Below are 26,080 nucleotides of genomic sequence, written 5' to 3'. Positions count from 1 at the left end.
AGAGGGCTCAGTACCCTATTTAAAATCTTTCGGATTTAATTGCGAAAATTTATGTTTATTATTCGCGTAAAAATCAATAATGACAGAATTATTATACAGCCCTTTCTGATTTTCTGTCGCCTGATATTTCTTTCGTTTTCTAGCATTTTTGAAAATATTCAGGAAGAAATACTGATGGGCACGGCTGATCGCCCAGGCATCTTTCGGCTTTCGGTCAATGAGAAATTTCATCAATGCGGCAAAATCAAACCAGAGGCGCAGGAAAATTATCCAAATTGCCTTACCCAAAGGTAGATTCTTTTGCAACATAACCAGATTATTCCTAAAATTCAAATAGGTCTTCTTGGGGTTGCTCGCATTTAATGTGCCACCACCGACATGGTAAACGACAGATGTCGGGCAGTAGCCAATAGCATAGCCCATTTTTTTTAACCGCCAGCATAGATCAATTTCCTCCATATGGGCAAAAAAATCCTCATCTAAACCATTTGCTTCTTTCCAGGCTTTTTCCCGAATAAAAAGTGCAGCGCCCGATGCCCAGAAAATTTCAGATTCCTGATCATATTGACCATGATCTTCCTCGACTTCATGCAAAATTCTTCCTCTACAGAATGGAAAGCCAAAGTAGTCCATATAACCTCCGGCGGCACCGGCATGCTCAAATTTCTCTTTACTATGGAAGGAAAGGATCTTGGGCTGTGCGGCCGCAATATTCGGGTTGCTTTCCATATAAGCAACAACCGGTTCTATCCAGTTTTGAGATACTTCCACATCCGAATTCAGCAAGATATAATAATCTGCATCTACACGTTCCAGGACCTTGTTATAACCTCCGGCAAAACCATAATTCTTGTCGTTTTCAAGAATGGTAATGGTGGGATAGTACTGCTTGACGAATAAAATAGAGTCATCATCCGATGCATTGTCTCCAATGACGAACTCAATATTTGGATAAGAACTGTTGTAGACAGAAGGTAAGAATTTCTCCAGGAAGAAACGACCATTCCAGTTCAGTATGACAACAGCTACTTTTGGTAATTTACTCATTTTCTACGTTTCCTTTTCCAGCGATTATGCGACCAAAGCCAATATTCGGGATTTTCACGAATCATTTGCTCGGCAAAGCGATTGTGTAAATCGGTTATTTCATGTTCGGCAAATTCAGAAGGGTCTTCCACCAAAGTCACAAACTTACAGAAATATTGTCCTCTTTTTGCCTTTCGGCCAATATAACAAAATACAACAGGGGCTTTGCTTATTCTTGATAGCCGCTCAGCTCCCGTATAGACCAATGTTTCCTGGTTCAGCCAATTGATAAAATAATCAGAGTCTGAATATAATGGGGTCTGATCAGCGACCAGCATACTAACATTGGGCTGCCCTTTTAATTTGACGATATGTCTAAGAATCTGTTTCATTGGAACCATTTCCGCGCCAAAGCGACCCCGCATGGTATTATATACCGTATCGATATCTTTGTTATTTAGTGGTTTATAAACTATCAGGGTTGGGAAATCAGTAATCAGACTCAAGCGATGAATTCCAAGTTCCCAATTGGCATAATGTGAGGTGACTCCAATTACATTTTTTCCGGAAGCGAGATGACGGACTAATTCTTCCTCATTATCCAAAGTCATTTTTTTTCTGACCTCAGCAGCGGTAATTGTTTTTAATTTGATGGATTCTACAAGTAAGTCCGGAAAAAAGCGATAGAATTTTTTTGCGATTGCTAGTCGTTCGGCATCGCTCTTTTCAGGAAAAGCATTTTCTAAATTTTGAAATACAATAGTCTTTCTATATCCGATAATGTAATAAAGAATATAATATAGCCCATCGGAAATCAAATATAGAAACCAATAGGGGAGAAGAGAGATGATATAGATTAATGCGCTTAACGCTTTTTGTTTCATGCTATAGCTAAAATTCCCAGTAGTATTTTACAAATATCCTTAATTTAAGTTATTTTTGCGTCACTTATAACAAAAATCATCAGTTTTTATGGAATCGCAGTTATTACTTCCAGCATGTTATCTTCCGCCGATATCTTATTTTCATACCATACAGGAGCATAATCTTCCGCTTGTCATCGAAAAATACGAACATTTTCAAAAACAAAGCTATCGCACAAGGGCCCGTATTGCTTCTGCCAATGGGGTGCAGGATCTAATAGTTCCGATCCAACATGGCAACAAAGATCGGGTTCCGATGAAAGATATCCGGATCAGTTATGAATTTGACTGGCAACGTTTACATTGGTTGAGTATTCAGACAGCTTACAGAAGCTCTGCGTATTTTGAATATTATGAAGATGATTTTAGTCGCTTTTATCACGAAAAATTTGATTATCTGTTGGACTTTAATGTGGCGCAACTGGAACTTATACTCAAGTCAATTAAACTACGAAGAACACTTTCCTTTACAGAGGAATATCGCATAAATGATTCGGCAATAGTTGACTATCGCGAAGTGATACATCCAAAAAAGGAAAGCATTTTGGTCGCTCCCAAAGAATATTATCAGGTTTTCCTGGACAAGAACGGTTTTTATCCGGATTTGAGTATTATTGATCTTTTGTTTAACCAGGGGCCTCAATCCAAAAGTTATCTTTAAAATATTTTTTAGAGCTTGAACATTATGCGTTTAATATTGTTCTTATTCAGTATTAAACGCTTTTAAATGAAAAGATTTCTTCTTGCTTTCATTCTTCTTTTGTTGCTGAGCATGGATACCTATGCTCAGGGCGGTGTTGACACGATTCATTACCGAAAAGTTTATTATTGGGGAACAACTGGAATGGGTTTCCCCATTGGCAAGACCAAAGATATACTTTCCCCTAAATTTTCAGGTAGCATTGGTTTGGATATCTCCCTCAAAAACTCGATGTTTTTTGTCTCCCCGACATTGTATACTTTGTCATTCAAATACAAGCAACGTCTGCCTGATCCCGATTTTGCCTATCGTATCGAAGATGCAAATACGAATTTTTATACCTTTGCTTTTTCAGGTGGCGTGCGCAAACAGATGCGCAGGCTGAATGTTTACGGCTTCCTGGGACCGGGGGTTGGATTGACCAGTGAGCCCCGTGCGAATGTGCTGATCGATGAGAAACTCGTTAAGATGGAAAATAAAAATCATTTTAATCTGTCGAGTAAATTAGGTGCTGGAGCTGATTATAAATTTAACGGCTTTTTTCTTGGCTTGGAATTGGGTTACCTGCATAATTTTAGAAAAATACAGCATACACCCGTCAATATTTTTACCGTAATGATTGGCCTGAAATCAGATATCACACAAATTGGTGACAGAGTCATTGACGTGATTGGCATCGATGGCTCCATTAGTGGGAAAAAAGAGAAAAAATAGTGCGGTTACTTTAATACCTGAATCGTATCGCCGATATGGGCCTCGGCATCGGTGCCCATTTTCTTTACTTTTTCTGTTTGTTCAATGGCAACGGCAAATGCCGAGGGGACAATACCTGCACCAAATTTGATCGCATAAAATTTGGTAAATTCTGCTCCAAAGTAAAGTATCGCGGCTGAATAATAGATCCACAATAACATGATGATGATCGAACCAGCTGCACCATAAAAACTTGCCGTGGAAGAAAGGTTGAGATAAAGCGAGATACCGTAACGGCCCAACATAAAAAGAAGCCCGGTGAAAATCGCCCCGCCGAGCATATCACGGAATTTGACCTTAGCATCGGGCAGAAACGAAAAGATAAATCCAAAAAGTATAACAATAACAGAAAATGTGATGCCGGTATTGACCCAAGATATCAGGGCAATCGGGATGATGGGAAAATAAGTCATGACCAAATTGGTCACCGCAACGATAACCCCATTTATCATCAGGGAAGCAATTAACAAAAAGCCTAAAGCGATCACGATGGAAAAGGAAATAAGTCTATTAATGATCAGTTTTAACCATCCTTTCTTGGGTTTGGGCTTTACTTTCCAGATGTTGTTTATTGAATCTTGGATATCTACAAACAAAGTTGTGGAGGAAATGACCAGGGTGACAATACCGATTGTGATCCCCATATTGGATTTATTTTCAAAAGTAATTTTCTGAAGATAGGACTGAATCTGTGTGGTCACATCTTGCCCAAAAAGTACCATGACCTCTTCGAGTACCTGATCCTGTGCGGAAGAACCACTTTCAAGATGTTCTCCATAAAAGAAACCGATACACCAAATGACGATCATCAGCAAGGGACCTATGGAAAAGATTGTATAATAAGCCAGTGATGCACTTTTCTTCATGCATTTGTCATCATTGAATCCATTGAAGGCGTCAATCATGACTTGCCAAATATTTTTCCAGTATCCGAATGTAAATAGATCTTTTAGTGTAACCTGCTTCATAATAAGATTATCCGCTCCAATAATCGTGCAAATTGTTATTCTTGATTCTGCTCTACATACAATTTGTCGATCGCAGCTTCATTCTCTTTTAAAATAACTTTTCGTTTCAAACTCAATTTTGGGGTCAACTGCCCCTCATTTATTGTCCATTCTTTTGGTAGAAGGATGAATTTCTTGACAATCTCCCAATGGCCAAAGTTACTTGATAATCGGTTTATTTCATCTTGATATTTTTGAATAACTTCTGGATTTTTGATGATTTCTTCATTGGAATTACTGGTTATCCCTTTTTGAGCAGCCCATTTTGAAAGGACATCAAAGGCGGGAACGATCAGTGCGCTTGGAAATTTTTTGTTTTCACCGATCACCATGACCTGTCCGATCATGGTGGATTCCATTAATTTATTTTCGATAGACTGGGGGGCAATGTATTTTCCGCCAGCAGTTTTAAACATCTCTTTCTTCCGGTCGGTGATTTTTAGAAAACCATCCGGAGTAATTTCACCGATATCTCCGGTTTTGAAGAACCCATTTTCATCGAAAGCTTCTTTCGTGGCCTCCTCATTTTGATAATATCCGGTAGTAATACTGGGGCCTTTCACAAGAATCTCACCATCTGAAGCGATTTTTACCTCAAGGTTCTTAAGCGGCTTTCCGACTGTTCCAAATTTTAACCCATTGGGTAGATAGGAGTTTACGGCGATAACTGGCGAGGTTTCGGTTAAACCGTAGCCTTCAAGTACTTTCAGGTCGGCTGCCCAAAATATGCGTGCTAAACGCTCTTGAAGCGCTGCTCCACCAGATACGATAATCTTAATATTCCCTCCTAATGCTTCCTGCCATTTCGAAAAAATGAGTTTGCGGGCAATACGCAGTTTCAAACTGTAAAATAATCCATTTTTGCCCGGCTCCTGAAATTTTAGCCCTAAGTCCACGGCCCAAAAGAACAAATTCTTTTTAATTCCGGTGAGCGCCTTCCCTTTTTCAATAATCTTGTCATAGACTTTTTCCAGTACACGCGGTACTGTGGTAAAGACATCTGGTTTGACATCATTGATATCGGCAACGACATTATCCAGGGTTTCTGAGAAGTAAATTTGAATCCCCTTTGAATAGTACATATATACCACCATACGTTCAAAAATATGACATAAGGGAAGAAAGCTGAGTGCCGTTTTGAAATCTTCCCGTATCAAATAATTACAGGCGGTGACATTGCTATAGACATTTTTATGCGAGAGGTACACCCCCTTGGGACGTCCAGTAGTTCCTGAGGTATAAATTAAGGTCAACAGGTCATCCTCCGTGACGCTATCGCGATGGGCGGATAGATCGGTGGTTTCATCTACTGCACTGGCTATTAATTCGTTTAAAGGGGTATGATTTTCAATCTGGTCAAACGTATACACCCGTGGCTGTATACCATGTTCTTTGATTGCTTGCCCAATACGCGCAGTCAATTCTTTATTGCTTACAAATAGTACTTTGACATCCGAATCGTTGACGATGAATGACAGATCCTGTGCCGACAAAGTAGGATAGAGGGGTACTGTTGCAAGTCCTATTTGATTGCAGGCAAAATCAACCAAATTCCATTCAGGCCTATTTCCGGACATTATTCCCACACGATCCCCCTTCTTCAGGTCCAACTTTAGGAGTGCCCTACTCAAGGTGTCGATTGCTGCTGTATATTCTTTGGTAGAATACGTTTTCCAGCTGCCACTGGCATCTCGTCCTGCCACCATAATGTCCTTTGCGTATTTTTCTTTATATAAGGTTATAAAGTCAAAAATTCTGCCCATATCACTTCAGTTTATTTGGTTACCACTACTGACTTAAATATAAAAAAAATATCAGAAATAAAGTTGTTGATATTGGATTAATGTCATAACAAATTAAACATTGTGTCGTTATAGCTGTAATTGTTACTTTTGGAATATATAAAGAAGCATATAACGCGTTCAATTTTTATGAGAAAAATATTTTTGGCTGTCGGTGGAATGCTGATGTTTGGTGCATTGTCCAATAAAGCTGTAGCTCAGTTGGATAATAGAGGCGCTATTGGAGGGCGATTTGGTTCTGCTCAAGGAATTACTTACCGTCATACGCTTAATTCGAATCACGCTTTGGAAGGTATTATGAGTATTCAGAGCAATTCCGATTATCGACGATTTCGTGTCGTTGGATTATACGAGATTTACAAACCTTTGACAGCTGGTCTAAATTGGTACTATGGCTTTGGTGGAAGTATCGGTTCTTACAAAGAAAAGGATAAAATTATAGAGGGGCAGCGCCATTCGTTTGACTCCCATCTTAATTTAAGTATAGACGGTATTGTGGGGATTGAATATAATATCCCTCAGGCTCCCTTTCAGATTTCATTGGATGTAAAACCTTATTTTGATTTTCTGAATGAATCCAGTCTCAAGATATTTGATCCTATCGGATTCTCGGTAAGATATAAGTTCTAAATAAACAGCCCCGGCAAAAATATATTTTTGCCGGGGCTGTTTAAAGATTGCCGGTGGCTAAAGCGTCACGATGTAATTGTCTCCGGAATATTCAGGTCAGGCCATCCAGATTTTTCCCAGTAGCTCCTGTAAGAATGTCTGTTCTTTTAGCTGGCGGATCTCATAGATTTTCTTGTTGTTCTTTCTGATTTGGACCGGTATTTCCCGCACGATCCCATCTCTTGCAATAAGGAAATTCAATAGGTCGCCGTCAGCAGCATGCTGTGTAATGAAATCGATCTCCTTGTCTTTTACATCTAATCTGACATTATTTATTGCAATCAATTCATCTTTTACACTCAATCCTGCATCATAGGCGCCAGTTCCTTTTTCAACGGTCGCGATGCTGATCAATCCATCTATTTTGTTGGTCGTGATGCCCAATGTTAAGGTCTCCTTATCTTTGTTGCTGTCTACAATTTCATAACCCACCAAATTGAAATAAGCATTGTAATCGAGTTCACCGTCCTGGTGGGCTGCCTGGAATATGTCATCCAGTGAAGTGCCCGCAATACGTTCCGCAAGGCTCTGGAATTCATTTTCTTCGAATCCACGGTCGAGGTTTAAGAAAAACTCTTCGTAAGCCGCCCGGATGATATCATCCAATTTTATTTTTCCATCTGTGGCTGCGATGACTTTGATGTCCAGTAATGCGGTAAGCATTGCTCCTTTATTATAATAGGAGATGGACGAATTGATCGCATTTTCATCCGGCCTATAATATTTGATCCAGGTGTCAAAGCTCGAGGCAGCAGCAGATTGTATTTCATGCCCCGGACGGTTCAGGACAATATTGAAGTCATTTGCCAATAATGTCAGGTATTCCTTTTCATCATAGAATCCACAGCGTTTAATGATTAAATTGTCGTAATATGAGGTGAAGCCTTCCATGATCCACAAGCCCGTGGTATAGTTCTCTCCATCATAGTCAAAAGGTCCTAGTGCTTTAGGGCGAAGTCGCTTTACATTCCATAAATGAAAATATTCATGGGCAACGAGGCTCAGGTATGTTTTGTAACTATTTTCATTTCGATAGGCATTTCTCGAAGCACCCAATACCGTGGAGTTGAGGTGTTCAAGTCCTCCGCCACCGGACTGATAATTGTGTGTGATGATGACGTAACGTTTATTGGGATTTGATCCCCAGATACGGGTTTCTTCTTCCACAATACGTGTAATGTCTTTTGTAAGGCGTTCTTTATCATAGGATCCACCGCCGACCATGGCACACTCATGTTCTACTCCCGCAGCCTGAAACTTCCAGATATCCTGATTTCCTACTTCAATCGGACTATCATATAAAACATCAAAATTAGGTGCATGAAAAGTATGTTGAGTCAGGCGTTCCAGTCCGGTTGAAATATTTTTCCAAGTCTCTTTTGGCACGATAACAATTCGCGAAGGAATGTTGATATAACCGTCAATATGTAGAAATGTGGCTGTTGGAACTATAAATGCGTGGTCGCTGTCGAAAAAGTTCGTGCGGACAGAAACTTCAAAGCCATATACGGCATAGCTGATATCCAGCTGATCCAGTGCATCTGTTGTAACACGCCAGGTATTTTTTGAAATTTTGCGGAAAGGAATGGGATTTCCGTCGGTATCAACAGGTTTAAACCGCTCTACATTTTTTGCATATTCACGAATTAAATAGGAGCCTGGCGACCAAACTGGCATTTTGAGATCAACATAAGGCTGATTGAGTTTTTTTATGCTCATTTTTACGTTAATGTAATGAGCCTGTACTTCTGGAAAAGATACCTCAAAGTTTATTATGGGTATATTTAAATGGTCACTATCCATGAAAGATGATTTTAGTATGCGCTACAAAATTAAAAGTATCTTATGCTTAAATCAAACAAAAAAATGTTTTATTGGTTCTTCAATAGTTCATTAAATCCCTTAGACTTTGATTGATTTAAAAAGTTTCATTGGATTGTAAAGATGTCACATAAGAAATCCAAGATACGTATTTTCTTTAAGAATCGTCGTTTCAGTTTGGACGTAATTTTTGTATATTTGATACACTAGTTTATCAGGGGAAAATAATCAAGAATTTGTATGATCTTAGTTGTTGATAGTGGCTCGTCAAAGTCAGATTGGAAATTGGAATTGCCCGACAGTGCACCTATTTCGTTCAGTACAAATGGACTCAATCCTTTTTTCGTTAACGAAAAAGAAATTACACGGGTTATTAAAGAGATACCCGAAATAATACCTTATGCGGATGAGGTTACGGAGCTTTATTTTTTTGGAGCTGGCTGCATTACCCCAGATCGCCGTGAAATGGTTTCAAATGCCTTGACCCCCCTGTTCGAAAATGCTTATATCGCTGTTGAGAATGATCTTTTCGGATGTGCGTTGGCAACCTGTGGCAATAAAAAAGGATATGTTGCCACGCTTGGTACAGGATCAGACCTGAGCTTTTTTGATGGCGAAGAGCTGATGCCTTCGCACAATGGCAACGGTTATGTGTTGGGAGATGAAGGCTCTGGGGCCTATTTTGGGAAAAAGCTTCTTCGTTTATTTCTTTATGGGCGTATGCCGAAAGATCTGAACGAGAAATTTGCGGTCAAATACCGCATAAATAAAGAGATTGTTATAAAAAACGTGTATCAGAAGGAACGGCCAAATGCTTTTTTAGCATCTTTTGCGCCTTTCATGTCTGATAATATTACCCATCCATTTATCATCGACCTGGTAAAAGGTGGTTTTGAAGAGTTCGTTCAGGCATCTATTTTAACTTATGCTGATTATAATCAGTATGAGTGCCACTTTGTGGGGTCAATTGCTTACAGTTTTGATTTATTATTACGTGAAGTGTGTGAAACGCATCAGATTAAGGTCGGAACAATCCTCAAGTCACCTATTAATGAATTGTTCAATGCAGTATTGGAAAGAGAGAGTAACTCATTGTTGAGTCTTTAAACTAAAAAAAATATGATTATAGCAACTATTATGGTGTATATGTCAATGTTATTTGGCAATCCCGAAATTTATAATTTCACTTTTAAGACCCTGGAAGGGCAGGAAGTGAAAATGTCCGATTTCAAAGGCAAGAAGATTTTGATCGTCAATACAGCGTCTAAATGCGGTTTTACGAAACAGTATAAAGACTTGGAAGAACTGCACAAGACCTTTGGCGATAAATTGGTGATCATTGGTTTTCCGGCGAATAACTTTGGACAGCAGGAGCCGGGTTCCAATACCGAGATTCAAGAATTTTGTGAGCGGAATTATGGTGTGGATTTTTTAATGGCAGAAAAGGTAGATGTGAAAGGTGATCAGATTTCGCCATTATTTAAATATTTGATCACACAAAATAATCCTGATTTTACCGGCGATATTAAATGGAACTTCGAAAAATTCCTGATTGATGAAAATGGTCAGCTGGTACACCGCTTTCGATCAGCAACCAATCCATTGGATCCGGCAATTGTAAACTGGGTTGAGAATAAAAAATAAATCAATCCATACGCTCAACGATACGATACCCCCAAAAAGTCGAACACTATTTGGGGGTATTTTTATGGGTTGTTGTGGAAGCTGCTATCCATTTAATTTTTTTCTTTACTGCTTGAAACAGACAGTCAGACTCTGTCTTTAGACTTCAGCCTATTTTATAAAGCTATCATACAGGGCTTGGATGCAATCTTTAAGCAAAGGATTGAAATTTTCGCTATCTGGTAAGTTGCAGCCGTTGGTGATCACTACGAATCCATATTTTTTTGCGGGATTAAAAAATAGCGCACTGTATAAACCATAGGCAGATCCGGTATGTCCTGTTAAAGTGATGCCGGGAATAATGCTGCTTTCGTTCATGATGGCGAGACCATAACCCGATTGCTTGTTGACCGCCGTTTGCATGATCTTTGCATATTTTTTATCCATTATTTTTTTCCCGTTAGCCGTACCATAGTTCATGTGCATGAGCATGTATTTTGCAAGATCGAGTGCTGATATTTTCATACCACCAGTGGGTGAGAGTACAGGGGTCGTATAGCCTGGTTGATAGGCTGCAAGTTCTTCGCGTCTTGGGGCATAGGCGTTTGCTTCTTCGATAAAATTAGCTTTGTCATCGAATGAGTATAAAGGGACTAATCTCGAATGATCCAGCGAGTCAACACAATAGCCACCATAAAGTTGCAATGGCTTGAGAATGTTTTTGGAGATATAGTTATCAAAACGCATCTGCGTCAGTTTCTCCAATACGGCTCCCGCCATATTAAAATTTAGATTACAATACTGATATTGGCTGCCCGGGGCATAACTGTTGTATGAATCTTGCCAGTTCGGATTTTTGGATGGATTGATCACATCCAGATTAAAATAACCGTTTTTATCATTAATACTGGAGGTGTGGGAAAGTACCATCCGCAGGGTAATTTTTACCTCAGGGTAGTTTGGATTTCTAATCGGGAAACCAATTAGATCGCCGAAATCATCATCTAAAGAACAGTGGCCCTGTTTTAAGAGTTGCATAAAAGAGGTGGCTGTAAATGACTTTGATATGGAAGCTATCCGGAAGATGTCGTTGTCCTGTAACGGGGTTTTGTCTTTTATATTTTTGTAACCATAGTTTTTATGAAAGTCAATCTGGTTGTTTTTGACGAGTACGACACTTAATCCTATTGCTTGATAGTGCTGCATAATGGCCTGCAATTTCTGGTCAATTTCTGATGCCTGCTGTCCGAACAATAGTACGGGGAGCAACAGCGTTAATTGTAGCAGGGAAATGATGGTCTTTTTTCATTGTTTGAATCAGGACAAACCAGTCCGGTTTTTTTATTATGCTTTATTAAATTTAAGGTATTCCTTTTGAATACATTGAATGAACTCTCCGAGCGCACTGTTCTTACTTTTTATATTGGAAACCAAAATTACTTCTGTTTTGCTATCTATATCATTTAGTTTCATGATCTTTAATTTCAGATGAGGATACTGTTTTATCGTTGATGCAGGAACAACAGCTAGTCCTAAACCTTGTGACACCAATTCGAGGATGGAAGACATGGAATTACTCTGGTGCACAATCTTGGGCTCAAATCCCATGCGATTACAGGTATTGATTGTTAAGCGATGATATTCAGAAGCATATTTTTGGTTGAAGGAGATGAAATTCTCGTTGAAAAAATTGATATCCTTGAAGTCGACTGCTGTGGACCCGACAATGACCATTGGGTCTTCGAATAGCGGTGTGATCAGGAGCTCGCTAGCGTATATGGGCGCACGCATAATTCCGAGATCCAATTTTCCGTTTTCTAACGCTGCTTTTTGTTTTTGTGTGGATGTCTCAAATAGGCTGACCCGTAGATAGGGGAATTTTTGCTGAATCTGCTTTAATACCGTCGCCAACATTTGTTTGGGAGTGGAACTGATGTAGCCTAATTTAAATTCTCCGGAAATATTGTTATGAATCTGTTTGGTGATTGTTTTGCTATGCTCTAAGTTCTGGAGGAGCTCGCCCACCTCTTCCAAAAAGTATTTACCAGCCTCAGTCAGTTCCACCCTTTTATTTGTTCTGAAGAAGAGTATAACACCAAGCTCATCTTCAAGATCTTTGATCTGTCTACTTAGCGGTGGTTGGGACATAAATAAACGCTCGGCTGCTCTTCCGAAGTGAAGTTCCTCGGCTACTGTTTTGAAATAAATAAGATGTCTGATTTCCATTGATACTTTTTTGGTATGAATCGATGACAAAATAAATATTTTTAATGAATTCGAGTTAACCCTACCTTTAAATAATTAAAATTTATATATCCTATCTTATCGGAAAAAGCCTGACATGCTTTTCAAAACGACCCGGATACGATGTATTCATTGAAAGACAACAGAGCATAGTTAGCTCGTAAATAAATATATTACTATGAATAAAGCAACATTACAGGAGATTGAAACGCGATTTGACAAGGATGTCGAACGGTTTGCTAATTTAGAGACAGGGCAGGCGACGACATTGGATGCCGTATGGAATATGGAACTTATAACGGATGCGATTTCATCCCTTTACCCGGATCTCGAGCGGGTGTTGGATATTGGCTGCGGTGCAGGTAACTATGATGTCAAATTATTGCAAAAAGTCAGTTCCAATCCAGATGTTACCTTAGTTGATCTGAGTTTACCGATGTTAGAACGTGCTAAAGAACGTGTCGGAGCACTTACCAGTGGGCGGGTGCATCAGGTCAAAGGCGATTTTCGGCAGGCCGATCTATCCGAGGGAAAATATGATGTAATAATTGCGACAGCGGTATTACACCATCTGCGGGACGATCAGGATTGGGAGACTGCATTCCGGAAACTATTTAGATTACTCAAAAGTGGTGGTAGCGTATGGATTTTCGATCTTATCGAACAAAATAGTGCGCCTCTCCAAGAGTTGATCTATCGCGAAAAATATGGAGCCTACTTAACGAATTTGCAGAATGAAGCCTATCGCGATCATGTCTTTGCCTATATCGAACATGAGGATACACCGAGACCGTTGGTGTATCAGCTTGAGCTATTGGCAAAAGTCGGATTTAAAGATATCGATGTATTGCATAAAAATTTGTGTTTTGCCTCTTTCGTCGCATTCAAATAGGATCCGCAATTGTTGCTGTCGTTGCCGGGGTTTGAAATGAGAGCGAGTATCTAACCGTGCTCCCGGGATGTATAAAAGAGGATCATACCGAAAGTTTGGGGGTTAAAGATAATTAGGCATACAATTTCATCACCCTATACAAGAAAAAAGTAGTATCTCTTACACCACGGAATACACTGCGAAAAGCCTTTAATTTAGCATTGAAAGACTCAGCTGAAGCATTTGTGCTCCTGTTGTCAAAGTAATGCAGGATTTCAGGGTGGTGTGCTGCAATAGACTTTGCTACACTCTCAAAAGATAGGATGCCCGCATTCTCCACTTGATTATGCCACAGACCCAATTTGGTAAAGGCAAGTGTTTTGTCTTTGCATTTGGTAAAAATAGCACCCAGAGCAATCCCTAAATCATATGCTTGTCTTAGCTTTGGGAAGCGAATAAACAATAACTCTGCACGATGTTTTTGACTTTCTGTCCACCGCCCAGGGTGCTTGAACAACAGATGTCTAGATCTAGCCAATAGTTGCCTGATGGTGTCTCCATTGGATAATACCTCTGGCTCATAAGGAAGACTTTGCTTTCTTGCATCCTTTATTTTTTGGCTTTCTATATCCAATACTTCCCAGCGATACTGGATCCGTAGTTCCTGAACAGCATCGTATGCTAGCTTTTGAACATGAAAACGATCTATTACCCGCCTGGCATTTCTGAAACATCTACGGATAGCCTTAGCCATATTAGGAGCCATATCCATGGTCACCTCTTTAACCTTGTTTCTTGTACCAAGAGGAATTCGCTCTAATACAGCGATAATATCTTCCGCTTTTGTTCCCTTGATTGTCGCTAGAATGGTTCCTTTCCTACCTTTTGCAGATTTACTACTTACAATGGTATAAAGTTCACCATTACTAAAACTGGTCTCATCAATACTTAAGTGTTCAGCTATATTCTGTGGAAATAGTGTCCAATTCTCTGCATGTGATTTTTGATCCCAATCATGGAAATCGCTCAGATGATTCTTATATTGATCTTGTAGCAGCTTGCCATCCATCTGAAAGAACAAACCTACTAACTGGGCACTTACAGGATGGTTATCCAAATATCTTCTTTAAAAAAAGCCCGAATTCTGTTGTCATTCGGGTACCCTCACGTACTAGATTCCAATCTCTTGTGATAATCTCTCCAGTGTCCAAAACAGTCCAACGACGACGACGGATATGCAGGGTAACTTTCTGCCCCCGAATGGGAAAATCGGAAATCTCCGTAGAAGGCATAAAACCTTTTGATTCTAGGTTACTATTTTCATAACCCGCTGGAGTAATATTAAGCTCATCTAAATAGATATGAAGTTGATCTTCTACCTGATCTACTTCTAAAATCTGAAAATATTCTAATAGCCCTTCGGGCATTAACAAGGATAATAATTTACGTTCGGCAGCTTCCAAGTGTTCTCTAGTTTTTAAAAACACTAAACTAAGTATTTTTTCAATTCCCCCCAAGAATTATGCTTGATCCATAAAAGACTCTAAATAAAGGTGTCAGGTGGCAGCGTATAATAAGACAAAAAAATAAGGCGATACGGGGAGTATCGCCATAAAATCACACTAACTATTAAAAAACCTATAGGACTAGGAATTTACAAATTCAATAAACCAATGTCTGTTTGATATCGCTTTTCTCTTCACTCATCTCGTCTTACGAGATATCAAAAAAATAATAAAATGTAATTATTAAGGTCAATACTTTAAAAAAACAAAGTATTTCCATTGGTTTACGTAAAGATATGTGTTTATTTTTTAAATACAAATAAAATTGACGAAAATTAAAAAAAATCTTATCATTTCAGCGTTTTCAAAAATTCTGTCCAGGCAACTTGATCGGTTTTAAATGTTAGATCTGCTATCCTAAGTACATGGACAGGAACCCATCGGAAAGACTGACGTTTATTATCTTCCACTTTCTCGTTCGGATCAAAGTCAAATGCCTTGGAGGTTGTTCTAATCTGAATGGCTGAAGTATTTTTGACCTGATAGTAAATTGATATGATCTGACTATCATTGAAACTTGATTTCTCGTAAAAATCAGTTGTATAGATATGCTTAACGACGTCAATGTCAAATGCACACTCTTCTTGGTATTCTCTGATTAGAGCCTCTAATAGCCCCTCTCCATATTCTAATCCTCCGCCCGGAAATTTGGTAAATGAAACATTTTCCGTCCTCTCGTCACTGATCAGCACTTCCTCTTTCTCGTTGATCAATATTCCGTATACTCTTACGTTAAATGGAAACATTATTTATTCTCTATTTATATAATCAAATTTTTTCTTTTACAATGGCATAAAGCCATTTTCAATCGCAAACTCATCTAATCCGATATAGGAATAATGTCTTGGCAAGAACCAGCCGATTGCTTCCATGATATTCGTGAATTCTTTTTCTGTCCTAAATTGATTGGCAACAATATTAAAGACCAGATCTTGAGACACTTTTTCTTCGTCTTTATAATTACGTGCAATAAGCATAATTTTGGCGTTCTTTACACCATAATAATCCAAAAACTCACGGAGCTGTGTCCGGACATGACGCGGGAGGATTGTTTCCGATGGTTGACCAACTAATATTTCTTCATCTTTACCAATGGTGGTCTGTTCATTTTTTTGTGAAAAAATGCTCTGGTCTGTATAAAACTCGTCGTTCAAGAAATAATTAACCAAATCGCCATAGGTAAAGACCCAATCCGGGTTTGCATTTTGTGTATTGATGGCGATACCAAAACCTTTCGGCAATACAAAATCTTTCAAGCGATTTTTGATGACGAAAGCCTGAAAATTTTGATCCTTGGGCACACTTTCCAACTGAAAATAAGGAAATCCGTCCGGACCGATCACAACTTCAGTTTCAGCAAGCTTTAGGGTGCATTCTGCTATGTTGTTTAAGAAAGTATCGCGCCATAATTCATCCCGCTCGTCAAAAGGAACCTCCATCAGATTGTTGATGATGATGGTTTTTTCGAGATCCCCCAGGCGATTGTCGTTCGCATTATTACTATCGTCAAATAAATGTATTGTACTCATCTTGGACTGTGATTTTGTTAATTGCAGGTAAAAGTAAAAGAATAATTATAATTTAACGACGTTTTCTCGATTTTGATTGGCCTTTTCGGGTATTGCTTTGGCTACTGGACAGCATTTTTTCCCAACTCAATAAAAATGGATGTTGATCGTCAATCTGTATCTGTTTATTTAGTGCTAACTGTAGCTTTATCCATTTCTGATTGTCTTCTGCGTCGCAGAGTGTGATGGCTATGCCGTCAGCCTGAGAACGGCCCGTTCTTCCGATCCGATGTGTATATGTTTCAGGGGAATCTGGTACTTCATAATTAATAATAGCTTCAAGATTTGGGAAATCCATGCCTCTGGCTAATAAATCCGTCGCTATTAATACCCTGTTTTCTTTGTTTCTAAATTTACTGACGATATCCTCCCGTTGCTGTTGCGACTTGTCGCCATATAAGGCGAGAGCCGAAACACCATTTCGCTGAAGGTCTGCTTCAATTCGTTCGACAGCATGCACGGTACGTGTGAAAATAAGCACTTGCGATTTTATCCTGTCTTCAAGCAGATATCGGATGAGATTTTTCTTGTCATTTTTATCAACATACAACACATATTCGTGTATTTTTCCTTTTTTAAGTTGATTTTCTACGACGATTTCGATTGGATTTTTGAGCCTTTTATGAATTATTTTATCCATTTCCGCCGTGCGTGTTGCCGATACGAAAATAGACTGTCTTTCCGTAGGAAGTGCCAGCATAATTTTATTGATTTCTAGTGCGAAACCCAGATCGAGCAGTTGGTCAAATTCATCAATGACTAAGGTGTTTATAGCTTTCAGGTCAATAAGCTGTTGTTCCAGAAAGTCGAGCAGTCTGCCCGGAGTGGCCAGGATCAGCTGAGCTTTGGGATAGGCTGCAAGTTGGCTTTCGTAAGTTCCGCCGCCATAAAAGCAAGCGATATTGAGGCTTGTGCCTTCGATCAGCTTAGCGATTCTATCTTTCGTTTGGATGCAGAGTTCACGTGTTGGAAGCAGAATAAGAACGGAGGCATGTTCCTTTTGATCCTTTTCTAATAAATGTTGAACGAGGGGGATGGCGAAAGCTTCGGTTTTTCCGGTCCCCGTAGGGGCAATCGCCAGACAATCTTTGCCATCCAATAGGGCAGGGATAACCTGTTCCTGTACGGCTGTTAGTACCGAAAGCTTCTGTTTTTCAAGGTTGGAAAAAAGGAACTTATTGAGTTGTAGTGTTGAAAAATTCACAGTAAAAAAATAAAATTAATTCCTATCTATAATAATTAAAAATCTGCAAAAATTAGGAATTTTTCTCAAAAAGTACTAATTTGAGAAATTAGAATATTCTATTTCAAAATCGAACTATTGATTGTCAATTTATTTGACAAACACCAATTATATAGAATAATATTTTTGTTAAATTTGTTGAAACAAAAAAGAATATGCTTGATACTGCATTTGACCAAAACAATGAATCTATTTCCGCTTTGAGCTTTGACGAGTTCAAAAAGATTATTGTGAATGATTATCGAACTGCCTTGGAGAGTCGTTACGTGAGTTTATTGGGGCGTAAAGAAGTGCTTACCGGTAAGGCTAAGTTTGGTATTTTTGGCGATGGAAAAGAATTGGCACAAATTGCGATGGCTAAGGTCTTCAGAAATGGCGATTGGCGGTCGGGATATTACCGTGACCAAACATTTATATTTGCTTCGGGCATCAGTGATGTCTATCGTTTTTTTTCTCAATTGTATGCACATCCTGATGTTGAGGCAGATCCTTCTTCTGCCGGTCGGCAAATGAACTGTCATTTTTCTACACGGGTGTTGGATGATCAAGGGAATTGGCTTGATCAAACCGTGCAGAAGAATTCCTTCTCAGATATATCCACCACAGGTGGGCAGATGGCGCGGGTGCTGGGACTCGGATTGGCCTCTAAATTATATAAACAAAATAGAAATTTGGATTATTTGTCCTATTTCTCGAATAAAGGAAATGAAGTTACCTTCTGTACCATCGGGAATGCCGCAACGTCGGAGGGGGTATTTTTTGAAGTTATCAATGCTGCCGGAGTACATCAGATACCTGCAGTTATTTCTATTTGGGATGATGGTTACGGAATTTCGGTGTCGAATGAGACGCAGACCACAAAAGGTGATATTTCTGAAATACTCAAGGGTTTCCAAAAAGAAGAACTGACCAACGGAATTGAAATTTTCAAGGTCAGAGGTTGGGATTATGCGGGCTTGTGTGAAACATATGAGCAGGCCGCCAGCATTGCAAGAGAAAAACATATCCCTTGTTTGATCCATGTGACCGAACTGACACAGCCACAGGGGCATTCCTCTTCGGGATCCCACGAGCGTTATAAATCTCAGGAACGCTTGCAGTGGGAAACGGACTTCGACTGTATCGCCAAAATGAAGGAGTGGATTCAAAGTTCGGGCATTGCTACGGATGAAGAGTTAGATCAATTGGATCGTGAGGCCAAAGATTTTGTTCGTCAGGAACAAAAAAGGGCTTGGGCTGATTATATCAGAACTTTGACACTTGAAGCAAAAGAAGCCATTGATTTATTGGCTCGAATTCCAAATGAGAAAGCGGACTTTGCGGCAAAAAAACTACAATCGATGGTAGAACCTTCTTTGAAAGAGGTCTATGGACAGGTCCGGAAGGTGCTCCATGAGCTTAAAGGAAGTCAGACTGAAGGCCGTCGGGAATTGTTGGACTGGTATAAGGTTAAACAGGAAAATAATGAAAAACGGTACAATTCCAAACTTTTTACTGATGGAGTTGATTCTCCGTTGAACGTGCCTGTGGTTGCTGCAAATTATACGGAGGATGCCAAGATCGTGGATGGTCGGGAAGTATTGAATCTTTGTTTTGAAGAAAATTTTCAACGCGATGAACGTTTACTGGCATTCGGAGAAGATGTTGGAAAGATCGGGGATGTCAACCAAGGATTTGCGGGCCTACAGGAGAAGCTCGGCGCGCATCGCATATTTGATACCGGAATCCGTGAAAATTCGATTATCGGCAAGGGAATCGGGTTGGCGATTCGCGGCTTAAAACCAATTGCCGAAATTCAATATTTAGATTATTTGATCTATGGAATCACTGTTGCCAGTGATGATCTGGCGAGCTTAAGTTACCGTACTTTCGGAGGGCAAAAAGCACCAGTCATTATCCGTACCCGCGGACACCGTCTGGAAGGTATATGGCATTCCGGATCACCGATGTCCGTAATATTGGGGGCTTTAAGAGGATTGCATGTCTGTGTACCACGTAATATGACACAGGCTGCTGGAATGTATAATACACTTTTCCGCTCTGATGAACCGGCTATTGTCGTTGAATGTCTGAATGGTTATCGCCTCAAAGAGCGTTTGCCGGAGAATGTTGGTGAATTTACGGTGCCGATCGGCTATGCAGAGCGTATTAAAGAGGGAGAGGATATTACGGTTGTCTCCTATGGCTCAACGTTACGCGTTGTCGAAGAAGCTGCGGTAGAATTGGAACGTCTAGGGATATTTATCGAAATTATTGATGCTCAGACTTTGTTGCCGTTTGACAAAGCACAATTATGTGCGGAGTCTCTGAAAAAAACAAATAAGTTGTTGGTGGTGGATGAGGATGTCCCCGGGGGTGCCGCCGCATTTATATTAAAGGAAATACTTGAAAATCAAAATGGTTATTATTTGCTTGATAGCCAGCCTCGGACATTGTCAGCAAAAGCGCATCGACCTCCTTATGGTTCGGATGGTGACTATTTTTCGAAGCCCTCTTCGGATGATGTTGTGGAAACGGTGTATGCAATAATGCATGAGGCTAATCCAGAAAAATATCCATCTATGTTTGAATAGATGGATATCTCTTTGGATCTGTTACGCTAACCATGCTATTCAAAGAGCTCCTTACGAGATGCTTTTTGAATAGCATTTTTTTTGGGGAACGTTATTTTCTGTTTCTAAACCCCTGGATTAACTGAATATACTTGCGGCGCCAATCATGGCAGCCTTTTCTCCCAATATAGCTGTATGGATGGTGAATCTATTGAATTCTTCCCGGTCCGCGATAAAGATAGGAAGTGCTCTCGCAATATTACCACCAATAATAAAGATATTCGTCTGATATTTTTCTTCAAAAAACTGCATAAAATCATATAGATGTGTTGCGTATTCATCTTTGATGGTTGCGAATGCAGCAGTTTCTCTATGATTGTCCAAAATTTCTTTTAAACCAGTGACTTCTTTCCCTGTGATTTCTTTGAACCGTTTGACAAACCATCTTGTTACAAGATATTCTTCAAAGATGCTTTCCTGATAAGGTGTATTCCAGAGGTCTGCATCGAAGGCCTTCTCGCCCTTATTCCATACCGCAGATCCTAAGCCTGTCCCCAAAGTAATCCCGAGTATTCTCGGATTGGTCTGAAGGTTCTGTACAAATATTTCCCCCTGTAAAAAAGCTGCTGCATCATTGATAAAGTGAATGGCGGTAGGCGGTAGACCCAACTCAGCGGACAATAGGTTCTTAATATCTTTGTCGTACAAGTCATCGTACTTGCTTTGTCCTAACATTTTAGAAATCCCATTTTCATAGTCAAATGGTCCCGGCATAGCAATGCCAATGAATTGAATAGCAGTGGGTGAGGTGATAATACTATCCCGTATTGTGGAAGCCCAGGTGTGTAAAATCGTTTTAGCATCTCCTTGAGAAAAAACGTGGTTTCTGACCACGTTCTCTAAATGTATATTCCATTGTTTGGTGTCAATGATACAGGCGGAAATATGAGTGCCTCCAATGTCAACACCTACGACATAATTATCTTGCAGCATGTTTGTAACTTTGATGTTTAAGTAGATGATCCGCAATCACAAGTGCCGCCATGGCTTCTACAATAATTACCGCCCTCGAAACAACACAAGGATCATGTCTTCCCTTGCCACTTGCGATGGCGGGGTTGCCATGGATATCGACTGTTTCTTGATCCCTCATGATGGTGGCAACAGGCTTAAATGCTACTTTAAAAGTAATATCCATACCGTTTGATATACCGCCTTGTATTCCCCCGGAGAAATTGGTATGTGTATGCACTTGATTTAAATCATGGTCATCTGCTACAAATATATCATTATGTTCGGAACCTCGCAACTCCGAACCTGCAAAACCTGATCCATATTCAAATCCGTGTACGGCATTGATGCTCATCATCGCTTTGGCGAGGTCAGCATGAAGTTTGTCAAATACAGGTTCTCCAAGTCCAACGGGGACATGTCTTACCACGGCCGAAATGCGTCCACCTACTGTATCACCTGCTTTTCTTACGGAATCTATAAATTCGACCATTTCATTGGCTGTAGCTGGGTCAGCACAGCGTGCAATATTAGATTCCCGAAGCTCAAGCAGGGCTTTAAGATCTTTCGTGTCCAAATTCGGGGCTTCGATTGTACCTACACCGGAAACATGCGCGAAGATCTCGATGCCAAATTGTTGTAAAAAGCTCTTTGCAACAGCACCTGCAGCAACGCGGGCGGCTGTTTCACGGGCTGAAGAGCGGCCACCGCCACGGTAGTCACGGATACCATATTTCATCTGGTAGGTGAAGTCCGCATGGGAGGGTCTGAAGATATCTTTAATATGGGTATAGTCTTTGGAACGTTGATCTTCATTAGGTATAACAATGGCAATCGGTGTTCCGGTCGACTTCCCTTCGAATACGCCCGATAATATCTGAGCAGTATCGCTTTCTTTTCGTTGTGTGGTAATCCTGGATTGTCCCGGTTTCCGTTTATCTAGTTCCGACTGTATAAACTCTTCGTCTATCGTTATATTTGAGGGGCAACCATCAATAATTACACCGATCGCTTTACCGTGTGATTCGCCAAAAGTGCTGATTCTGAATAAATCGCCAAATGAGTTTCCTGCCATAAAAATTAAATTTCAATAAACTTAGATAAATTTGCCTTTAAATGCAATGAAAACACTACTGTAAAACCTAACTTTATCAATTTTGATTATTTTTAATCATGTCTGGGTCTGTGTGCGGGTAGTACTTCTTTCGTTGCCATTAAAGCTATTAATAGCGTGTATATAGGTTGTAAAAACCGGGAGCATACATCTTCCGGTTTTTAAATATTAGTCAATGATAAAAGATTGGGCCTGCAGATGTTTCCAGAAATCAGGATACGATTTTTCTACAACCATTGGCTCCGCAATCTTGATCTGGTCAAAAACCAATGCAAGGGGCGCAAATGCCATTGCCATACGGTGATCCTCATAAGTGTCAAAGGTCACCTCTTTTGGCTGGAATACCTGGGCTGTTTTAAGATGATAGATTTCGTTATCTGCTATCAATTCAGCGCCAAATTTTGCTATTTCAGTCTGTAAAGCGGCAATTCGGTCCGTTTCTTTGATCTTTAATGTCTCAAGACCTGTAAAAGAAACGTCACGGCCTAAAGCTGCAGCGACAACGACGACAGTCTGCGCGAGATCGGGGCATTCTTTGAAATCAAATAACGTTTTTTTCGAATCTATTGCGGTTTTTTGAAGATGCAAGCCATCGGCTTCAAAACTGGATTGCACGCCAAAATGCGTCATAATATCGACAATTGCAATATCTCCTTGCAGACTGTCTTTTTTAAGCCCCGGTAAGATAATCGATGCACCGTCTTCAGCCAGCGCTACAATAGCGTACCAGTAAGATGCAGCGCTCCAATCTGGCTCCACATAAATCGTGCTTTTTGAAAAAGTCTGTGGGGCGATATGTATTTCATTCGCTGTCCACTCATGCTGTATGCCGACGCTTTTTAGCATATCGAGGCTCATGGATACATAGGGTCTGGAAGTCAGTTCGCCCTCAATTTCCAATGTGAGCCCTTTTTTCAATGCAGGAGCAATTAATAGCAGCGCCGAGATGTATTGGCTACTGATATTTCCTTTTATACGGACACGGTCCTTCCCCTGAAATAAGCCTCCTTCTATTTTTAGGGGCGGATAGCCGGCCTTTTTTTCATAATGAATGTCAGCGCCGATCTCCTTCATGGCATCAACCAATATACCAATTGGCCGTTGTTGCATGCGTTCGGTCCCCGTAAGGATAAAGTTTCCTTGGACAAGGTTCAGATAGGCCGTTAAAAAGCGCATTGCTGTACCTGCCGGACCGATGTCAATCGTGTTGTAGCCGGGTTGGGGATCTGATGCGATCTGCAATACACGGTTTAACGTCACCGTATCAGCAGCCTCGGAAAGATTCGCTATATCAACCTGTCCCTTGCTCAACGAGCGGATAATAAGAGCACGGTTGCTCTCGGATTTTGATCCTGTCAGTTGAACCGTGCCTTTTATTTTTTTTGATGGGTGCGTCAGCTTGATGACTTGTTGATTCATTATGCTTCTGCTGTTGGTTGTTCCTGTGAATTCATTACCGCGTTTTGCTTACGGATAGATTCATTGTGAATTAATTCTAGGAATTTTGTTGCAAACTCACTACCCAAAGAAAGTGCTTCAGCAAGTTTTGTACGTTTTTGAACAATCTCATCCCAACGGTTTACCTGTAAGATCGTCACATTGTTATCGCGTTTGTATTCACCGATTTTCTCTGCAATTTTCATACGCTCGCCGATCTTTTGAATAATCAAATCATCCAATTTATCAATGTTGCTGCGCAATTCGGCTAATTTGTCCTCAAATGATGGGTTGTCAGAATCAGCTTTACGTAATGTCAAATGATTGATCAACTCTGCTAAGGCTGCCGGCGTAACTTGTTGTTTGGCATCTGTCCATGCAACAGAAGGATCAATATGTGATTCGATGATCAAACCTTGCATGTCCATATCCATTGCTTTTTGTGCGATGTACGGTAACAATTCGCGGTTACCACAGATGTGGCTAGGATCATTGATGATAGGCAAATTAGGGCAAGCAGTTTTTAACTGGATGGCTAAATCCCACATCGGCTCGTTGCGGAATGCTGTTTTCTCGTAAGAAGAGAATCCACGGTGGATAGCACCTAATTTTTTGATGCCAGCGCGGTTGATACGCTCCAAAGCACCGATCCACAACGATAAATCTGGATTAACAGGGTTTTTTACGAAAACTGGTACATCTACTCCCTGTAGTGCATCAGCAATTTCTTGTACTGTGAACGGGTTTGCAGTTGAACGCGCGCCTACCCAAAGTACATCAACACCAGCTGCCAAAGCTTCTTCGACGTGTTTTGCTGTCGCAACTTCTGTAGCTGTCAATAAACCGGTCTCTTCTTTTGCTCTCTTCAACCACTCCAAACCGATGGAACCGATACCTTCAAATTCGCCTGGACGAGTACGTGGTTTCCAGATTCCTGCACGTAAAATATTTACTTTTCCAGTATTAGCCAATAGATGTGCCGTCGATACCAACTGTTCTTCTGTTTCAGCACTACAAGGACCTGCGATAATTAAAGGTTTGTCTCCAGTATCCAACCATGATTTCAAAGGAGTGATTTCTAATGTATTTTTCATCGGAATAAATTTTTAAAGGTATTTGAGTCTGTTAAGCTGTTATGCTTGATTTGTAAGCTTTTATCGCTCCAACAGATTCAGTGTAAGTTGATTTTTTTAATAATTATTAAGTTGTTGATTATAGTTTCTCGTTTTTGATGTATTCGCCCATAATATTGAAATTGACACTATGTTTGAGTACTTTTCGGATCGCAGCTTCATAGTCTGATTGTTTCTTCCATTCAACATCAACGAAAAAGTCATATTCGTTGCGTTTTCCGATAACAGGCATAGACTGAATCTTGCTCAGGTTGATGTTTTGCTCAGCAAAACACTGTAAAATAGTCGCTAGTGATCCAACCGTATTTCCCGTTTGGAACGATAAAGATGCTTTATTGGCATTTTTGTGCTCAACCACCTCATTTGAAAGAACTAAAAAACGTGTCGCATTCTTTTTATTGGTTTCGATTCTTTTCTCTAAAATCTCAAGCCCATAAATCTCCGCAGCCAAAGTGCCCGCAATTGCAGCTGTATCGGTCAATTTCCGTTCAGCAATCATTTTTGCTGTAGCTGCGGTGTCCGACCCCTCTGTGATGCGTACACCTTCCAGCTCCGAAAGAAATTCTTCGCATTGACGGATGGCGATCGGATGTGATTCGATATGCTTGATGTCTTTCAATTTGACGCCCGGTAATACCATCAGATTCTGTTGAATGTTGAGATAGACTTCACCTGTGATATGGAATTTATAATCCCGAAGCAGATTGTAGTTTGGTAATAGGCTACCCGCTATCGAATTCTCGATCGCCATAACAATGTAATCTACTTTTCTTTGCTTAAGCAATTCACAGGTTTTTTTGAATGAATCACATTCAACGATCTCGACTTCACGTCCAAAGTATTTAAATGCTGCTTCCTCGTGAAATGAAGCTTTTGCTCCTTGTATCGCAATTTTTAAACTCATTTTCTTGTTGCTATTTTGCCCTTAAACAAGAAAGAGTCCCGATGTTCTAAACCGGGACTCTTTCTTGTTATATTTTTAATGTATACACAATCTAATCCCGGCTCTTATTTTTAA

The 26,080-nt window shown here is 40.1% G+C and carries 24 protein-coding genes; 7 read left to right on the top strand and 17 right to left on the bottom strand.

The genetic code is table 11. The annotated features are described in order from the left end of the window. Positions 1-15 precede the first annotated feature (15 nt). Together DCO56_RS27890 and DCO56_RS27885 are read right to left on the bottom strand one after the other, a co-directional pair. Positions 16-1,047 carry a glycosyltransferase family 2 protein gene (locus tag DCO56_RS27890; RefSeq protein WP_108636959.1) on the bottom strand — a complete coding sequence of 344 codons (1,032 nt, stop codon included), beginning with the start codon at positions 1,045-1,047 and terminating at the stop codon, positions 16-18. Continuing rightward, the gene (locus DCO56_RS27885; RefSeq protein ID WP_108636958.1) at positions 1,044-1,910 is read right to left on the bottom strand and encodes a lysophospholipid acyltransferase family protein; all 867 of its coding nucleotides are present in this window, start codon (positions 1,908-1,910) and stop codon (positions 1,044-1,046) included. The genes DCO56_RS27890 and DCO56_RS27885 overlap by 4 nt, the downstream gene beginning before the upstream one ends. An 88-nt stretch (positions 1,911-1,998) precedes the next feature. Between DCO56_RS27885 and DCO56_RS27880 the strand changes: the two genes are divergently transcribed. Both DCO56_RS27880 and DCO56_RS27875 read left to right on the top strand, forming a co-directional pair. After that, positions 1,999-2,610: a WbqC family protein gene (locus DCO56_RS27880; RefSeq protein ID WP_108636957.1), complete on the top strand. Its 612-nt coding sequence runs from the start codon at positions 1,999-2,001 to the stop codon at positions 2,608-2,610. A gap of 66 nt (positions 2,611-2,676) precedes the next feature. Continuing rightward, complete coding sequence (locus DCO56_RS27875) at positions 2,677-3,363, top strand: hypothetical protein (RefSeq protein WP_108636956.1); 687 nt, start codon at positions 2,677-2,679, stop codon at positions 3,361-3,363. A gap of 5 nt (positions 3,364-3,368) precedes the next feature. Here the strand turns inward: DCO56_RS27875 and DCO56_RS27870 are convergent, their stop codons facing one another. Both DCO56_RS27870 and DCO56_RS27865 read right to left on the bottom strand, forming a co-directional pair. After that, positions 3,369-4,370, bottom strand: a complete 1,002-nt coding sequence (locus DCO56_RS27870; RefSeq protein WP_108636955.1) for a YihY/virulence factor BrkB family protein — start codon at positions 4,368-4,370, stop codon at positions 3,369-3,371. Between the two features lie 35 nt (positions 4,371-4,405). Continuing rightward, positions 4,406-6,172, bottom strand: coding sequence for an AMP-dependent synthetase/ligase (locus DCO56_RS27865; protein ID WP_108636954.1), 1,767 nt, complete (start codon positions 6,170-6,172; stop codon positions 4,406-4,408). 168 nt (positions 6,173-6,340) lie between these two features. Here DCO56_RS27865 and DCO56_RS27860 point away from each other — a divergent pair, with 168 nt between their 5' ends. Continuing rightward, positions 6,341-6,841, top strand: coding sequence for a hypothetical protein (locus DCO56_RS27860; RefSeq protein WP_108636953.1), 501 nt, complete (start codon positions 6,341-6,343; stop codon positions 6,839-6,841). Between the two features lie 96 nt (positions 6,842-6,937). Here DCO56_RS27860 and DCO56_RS27855 read toward each other — a convergent pair whose 3' ends face one another. Then, positions 6,938-8,683: a M61 family metallopeptidase gene (locus DCO56_RS27855; protein ID WP_108636952.1), complete on the bottom strand. Its 1,746-nt coding sequence runs from the start codon at positions 8,681-8,683 to the stop codon at positions 6,938-6,940. A gap of 258 nt (positions 8,684-8,941) precedes the next feature. Here DCO56_RS27855 and DCO56_RS27850 point away from each other — a divergent pair, with 258 nt between their 5' ends. Then, positions 8,942-9,808, top strand: coding sequence for an N-acetylglucosamine kinase (locus DCO56_RS27850; RefSeq protein ID WP_108636951.1), 867 nt, complete (start codon positions 8,942-8,944; stop codon positions 9,806-9,808). A 12-nt stretch (positions 9,809-9,820) separates the two neighbouring features. After that, positions 9,821-10,345, top strand: a complete 525-nt coding sequence (locus DCO56_RS27845; protein WP_108636950.1) for a glutathione peroxidase — start codon at positions 9,821-9,823, stop codon at positions 10,343-10,345. A gap of 150 nt (positions 10,346-10,495) precedes the next feature. On the opposite strand, the gene DCO56_RS27840 is transcribed toward DCO56_RS27845, so the two are convergent. Both DCO56_RS27840 and DCO56_RS27835 read right to left on the bottom strand, forming a co-directional pair. Continuing rightward, a complete protein-coding gene (locus tag DCO56_RS27840; RefSeq protein WP_245935930.1) occupies positions 10,496-11,593 on the bottom strand; it encodes a serine hydrolase domain-containing protein in 1,098 nt (365 codons plus the stop codon). 75 nt (positions 11,594-11,668) lie between these two features. Next, entirely contained in the window at positions 11,669-12,550 is an 882-nt protein-coding gene (locus DCO56_RS27835) for a LysR family transcriptional regulator (RefSeq protein WP_108636948.1), read from the bottom strand. Between the two features lie 196 nt (positions 12,551-12,746). On the opposite strand from DCO56_RS27835, the gene DCO56_RS27830 reads away from it, so the two are divergent. Continuing rightward, positions 12,747-13,460, top strand: coding sequence for a class I SAM-dependent methyltransferase (locus tag DCO56_RS27830; RefSeq protein WP_108636947.1), 714 nt, complete (start codon positions 12,747-12,749; stop codon positions 13,458-13,460). A gap of 112 nt (positions 13,461-13,572) precedes the next feature. Here the strand turns inward: DCO56_RS27830 and DCO56_RS27825 are convergent, their stop codons facing one another. From DCO56_RS27825 to DCO56_RS27805, 5 genes are all read right to left on the bottom strand, one after another. Further along, positions 13,573-14,556, bottom strand: coding sequence for an ISAon1 family transposase (locus tag DCO56_RS27825; RefSeq protein ID WP_245935752.1), 984 nt, complete (start codon positions 14,554-14,556; stop codon positions 13,573-13,575). Then, positions 14,549-14,926 carry an ISAon1 family transposase N-terminal region protein gene (locus DCO56_RS27820; RefSeq protein WP_245935753.1) on the bottom strand — a complete coding sequence of 126 codons (378 nt, stop codon included), beginning with the start codon at positions 14,924-14,926 and terminating at the stop codon, positions 14,549-14,551. The genes DCO56_RS27825 and DCO56_RS27820 overlap by 8 nt, the downstream gene beginning before the upstream one ends. 368 nt (positions 14,927-15,294) lie before the next feature. Further along, entirely contained in the window at positions 15,295-15,750 is a 456-nt protein-coding gene (locus DCO56_RS27815; protein WP_108636946.1) for an NUDIX domain-containing protein, read from the bottom strand. Positions 15,751-15,786: 36 nt separating this feature from the next. Next, positions 15,787-16,533, bottom strand: coding sequence for a hypothetical protein (locus DCO56_RS27810; RefSeq protein ID WP_108636945.1), 747 nt, complete (start codon positions 16,531-16,533; stop codon positions 15,787-15,789). Between the two features lie 52 nt (positions 16,534-16,585). Further along, positions 16,586-17,776 (bottom strand): DEAD/DEAH box helicase, encoded by a 1,191-nt coding sequence (locus tag DCO56_RS27805; RefSeq protein WP_108636944.1) that lies wholly within the window; start codon positions 17,774-17,776, stop codon positions 16,586-16,588. A gap of 194 nt (positions 17,777-17,970) precedes the next feature. Here DCO56_RS27805 and DCO56_RS27800 point away from each other — a divergent pair, with 194 nt between their 5' ends. Next, positions 17,971-20,388 (top strand): alpha-ketoacid dehydrogenase subunit alpha/beta, encoded by a 2,418-nt coding sequence (locus tag DCO56_RS27800; protein WP_108636943.1) that lies wholly within the window; start codon positions 17,971-17,973, stop codon positions 20,386-20,388. Between the two features lie 117 nt (positions 20,389-20,505). Here the strand turns inward: DCO56_RS27800 and DCO56_RS27795 are convergent, their stop codons facing one another. The 5 genes from DCO56_RS27795 to DCO56_RS27775 all read right to left on the bottom strand — a co-directional run bounded on the left by DCO56_RS27795 (position 20,506) and on the right by DCO56_RS27775 (position 25,966). Next, positions 20,506-21,360: an ROK family protein gene (locus DCO56_RS27795; protein ID WP_108636942.1), complete on the bottom strand. Its 855-nt coding sequence runs from the start codon at positions 21,358-21,360 to the stop codon at positions 20,506-20,508. Next, positions 21,347-22,453 (bottom strand): chorismate synthase, encoded by a 1,107-nt coding sequence (gene aroC, locus DCO56_RS27790; protein WP_108636941.1) that lies wholly within the window; start codon positions 22,451-22,453, stop codon positions 21,347-21,349. Before aroC ends, DCO56_RS27795 begins: the two co-directional genes overlap by 14 nt. Before the next feature lie 207 nt (positions 22,454-22,660). Continuing rightward, complete coding sequence (gene aroA, locus DCO56_RS27785; RefSeq protein ID WP_108636940.1) at positions 22,661-23,911, bottom strand: 3-phosphoshikimate 1-carboxyvinyltransferase; 1,251 nt, start codon at positions 23,909-23,911, stop codon at positions 22,661-22,663. Continuing rightward, a complete protein-coding gene (locus DCO56_RS27780; RefSeq protein ID WP_108636939.1) occupies positions 23,911-25,023 on the bottom strand; it encodes a chorismate mutase in 1,113 nt (370 codons plus the stop codon). Before DCO56_RS27780 ends, aroA begins: the two co-directional genes overlap by 1 nt. A gap of 118 nt (positions 25,024-25,141) precedes the next feature. Beyond that, the gene (locus DCO56_RS27775) at positions 25,142-25,966 is read right to left on the bottom strand and encodes a prephenate dehydratase (protein WP_108636938.1); all 825 of its coding nucleotides are present in this window, start codon (positions 25,964-25,966) and stop codon (positions 25,142-25,144) included. Positions 25,967-26,080 lie beyond the last annotated feature (114 nt).

It is taken from the genome of Sphingobacterium athyrii, from assembly GCF_003071065.1.
GTDB lineage: Bacteria > Bacteroidota > Bacteroidia > Sphingobacteriales > Sphingobacteriaceae > Sphingobacterium > Sphingobacterium athyrii.
Note: the sequence above shows the minus strand (reverse complement) of the source record. Positions and strands in the feature narration are given on the sequence as shown.